This window comes from Terrabacter sp. P5_B1 (genome assembly GCF_056400505.1).
The window spans coordinates 1-3,056 of record NZ_JBFULD010000424.1 but is presented as its reverse complement, the minus strand read 5'-3'; the positions used below and the strand labels follow the sequence as shown (position 1 = coordinate 3,056).

The 3,056-nt window shown below is 73.4% G+C and carries 2 protein-coding genes and 1 pseudogene; 2 read left to right on the top strand and 1 reads right to left on the bottom strand.

Annotated elements, in window-relative coordinates:
- Positions 1-1,691: family 43 glycosylhydrolase (locus AC1DP0_RS20300; protein ID WP_478088091.1), on the top strand; the 1,691-nt coding region annotated here is incomplete at its 5' end.
- Positions 1,688-2,725, top strand: a complete 1,038-nt coding sequence (locus AC1DP0_RS20295) for a glycoside hydrolase family 43 protein (protein ID WP_478088089.1) — start codon at positions 1,688-1,690, stop codon at positions 2,723-2,725. The genes AC1DP0_RS20300 and AC1DP0_RS20295, both read left to right, overlap by 4 nt.
- Before the next feature lie 9 nt (positions 2,726-2,734).
- Here the strand turns inward: AC1DP0_RS20295 and AC1DP0_RS20290 are convergent.
- Positions 2,735-3,056: pseudogene (locus AC1DP0_RS20290) on the bottom strand (hypothetical protein); the annotation flags it as partial.

Genomic DNA, 3,056 nt, shown 5'->3' with positions numbered 1-3,056 from the left:
GCCTCTGGGTGACCCGGATGTCGGCGGACGGCCTGACGCCGGTCGGCACGGCCACGCAGGTCGCCGTCGACAACCGGTACGAGGGCTCCTACGTCGTGCGGCACGGCGACTTCTACTACCTCATGGGCTCGGCCGCGAACTGCTGCGCCGGCCCGACGACGGGCTACTCCGTCTTCGCCGGCCGGTCTGGCTCACCGCTCGGACCGTTCGTCGACGCCGAGGGCACGTCGCTGCTCACGTCGCGGGTCGGCGGCACCACCGTGCTGACGCAGAACGGCAACCGCTTCGTCGGGGCCGGCCACCACGCCGTCGTCACGGACGCCGAGGGGCGTGACTTCATCGCCTACCACGCGGTCGACCGGAACAACCCGTGGCTGACGACGCCGTTCGGGATCAACCGTCGTCCCATGCTGCTCGACCGTCTCGACTGGGTCGACGGGTGGCCCCGCACCCGCGCCGGTGCCGGCCCCTCCGACACCCCGCAGCCGGCCCCGGCCCTGGGCTCGGGGCTCGGCATCACCCCGACCGACCCGTCGGCGGCCGGCTTCAAGGGGCTGGTCGACGGGCCCGCGGACGCCGTCACCGGCTCCACGGCGCTCGTCCACGGCACGGCGTCRACGAGCGCCTCCGCCCCAGCAGGCCCGCTCCACGTGCGCCTCGACCACCGCGGCACCGAGCCGCTGCGGGTCCTGCTCGGCGGCAACCCGGCTGTCAAGGTCACGCTCGACCCCAAGGGTGGCCGCCTCACGGCGCAGGTCGACCGTGACGGCACCGTCCGCTCGGCGACGACGACGCTGCCCGCCCTCCCCGGCGGGGCCTGGCGCACGCTGACCGTCGAGGCGACGGCCGAGGGACTGACCGCGGAGGTGAGCGAGAGCGACCTCGCCGACGTCGTGGCGCGAGTGCGCGTCACGGGCGACGCCCGTCCCGACTCGGCTCCGGTGCGTCTCAGCAGCAGCGCGGCCGTCGTCGACAACGTCGTCGTCAACCCGGCGGCCGCCGATGCCGCGAGCCTCGTGCCGGTGCCCGAGGCTGGGGCGCTGCTCGACTCCGAGGAGTTCAGCGACCCGAGTCTCGCCGGCTTCACCTGGGTGCGAGGCAACCCGGCCGTCACCGTCTCGGGCGGCAGCCTGCGCTGGCCCGTCGAGGGCACCGACCTCGTCGGCGGTGGTAACACCGCGAGCGTGCTGCTCCACGACACCCCGGGCGACGGCGACTGGATCGCCGAGGCGAAGACGACGCTCGACCTCGGGGTCGACACCGTCCGCAACTACCAGCAGGTCGGGCTCGTCGCCTACGAGAACGACGACGACTTCGCGCGGCTGTCCAACGTGGCGATCTGGAACACCCGCCAGACCGAGTTCGGCCGTGAGACGGCTGCGGACCCGCACGCCGCGCCCGGGCCCGGCGTCCCGACGAGCTACGGCGGCGCCGTCATCGGCACGTCGGCGCCGGCCCTGTGGCTGCGGCTCGCGCACCACCGGAACGCCGCCGGTGAGCACCTCTACCGCGCCGCCACGAGCCGGGACGGCGTGCACTGGACCTGGGGCGCGACGTGGACCTTCCGCGCCGGCACCGACCCGCGCATCGGGCTCGTCGCGCACGGCGGCGCCAGCCCCGCGGTCACCGCTGAGGTCGACTACCTGCGCTTCTTCGCGTCGAGCTGGCCGGCCGACCCGGGCGCAGGATGAGACGCACCCGCACCGCCCGGACCATCCCGACCGCGCGGACCCTTGCCCTCGCCGGCGTGCTGCTCGCCGGCTGCGGGGGCGGGTCCCAGACCCCTTCCGGAGACACCGTGACCACCTCCGCCCCGCACGCCGCTCCGGCGGCGACGAATCCCGTCTGGCCGAGCAACTTCCCCGACCCGCAGATCCTCCCCGACGGGAGGGGGTGGGTGGCCATCGCCACGAACGGCAACGGGATGAACGTCCAGACGATCCTGAGCGACGACCTCGCCACGTGGACGCAGGGCAGCGACGCCCTTCCGCAGGTGGCGTCGTGGAGCACGCCCGGCAAGGTGTGGGCGCCCGAGGCGCACCGCTTCGGCCCGAAGTGGGTCATGTACTACACGACGATGGCGCCCGACCCGGCGATCCAGTGCATCAGCCTGGCCGTCGCCGACCACCCCGAGGGCCCCTACCGCGACACGAGCAGCAAACCCCTCGTCTGCGAGCAGGACCAGGGCGGCTCGATCGACGCGTCACCGTTCGTCGCCAAGGACGGCACGGCCTACCTCTACTGGAAGAACGACGGCAACGCCGTCGGCGTCGACACGTGGATCTCCGTGCAGAGGCTCTCCGCTGATGGGTTGCGGCTCGAGGGTCAGCCGAAACGCCTCCTGCGACAGGACCTCCCGTGGGAGGGCCAGCTCATCGAGGCACCCTTCGTCTGGGAGCGGGACGGGGTCTTCCACCTCTTCTACTCCGCCAACGACTACGGCAGCGACAAGTACGCCGTGGGGCACGCGACGGCCACGTCGCCGACCGGGCCGTTCACCAAGGACCCCGACCCCGTGCTGACGAGCACCGACGTCGCCGCCGGGCCGGGCCACTGCGCGCTGCTGGAGAGGGACGGCAGGGTCTTCATGGTCTACCACGCGTGGGCGCCGGACTCGATCGGGTCCGAGGTGCCCGGCCGCACCATGTGGCTGAGCGAGGTCACCTTCGACGGGCCGAAGGTCAGTGTCACGCCACCCGGGACGACACTGCCCACCGGGCTCTGAGGCGCGCGGTCACGTCCGGGCGGAGGCCAGCACCTTCCCCGTGCCGGTGCGCACCTCAAGGGTCTGGATCTCTTTGGGGCTCAGTGCGGTTGCGCCGGTGACACGGGAGTACCCAGCTGCCGTCGCGCGCCACGAGGCGGCAGTCACGGCCCGGCCCTTCGCGTCGATGACCCAGAGGGCGAGCTCGCCGTTGGTCGGCATGTCCTCGCAGTCGATGTCGAGCTGGGTGCCCCAGCCGCGCTTCACCAGCGCGACGTCGATCCGGACCGAGCTGCCGGGGACCGCGGCCACCGCCACGTGCTCCGCCGCCGCGGCCGGCGGCGCCGTCGGC

What these genes read in the sequence shown, in the direction of transcription:
- AC1DP0_RS20295 (WP_478088089.1), top strand. Translation starts at nt 1,688, where the DNA reads ATGAGACGCACCCGCACCGCCCGGACCATCCCGACCGCGCGGACCCTT.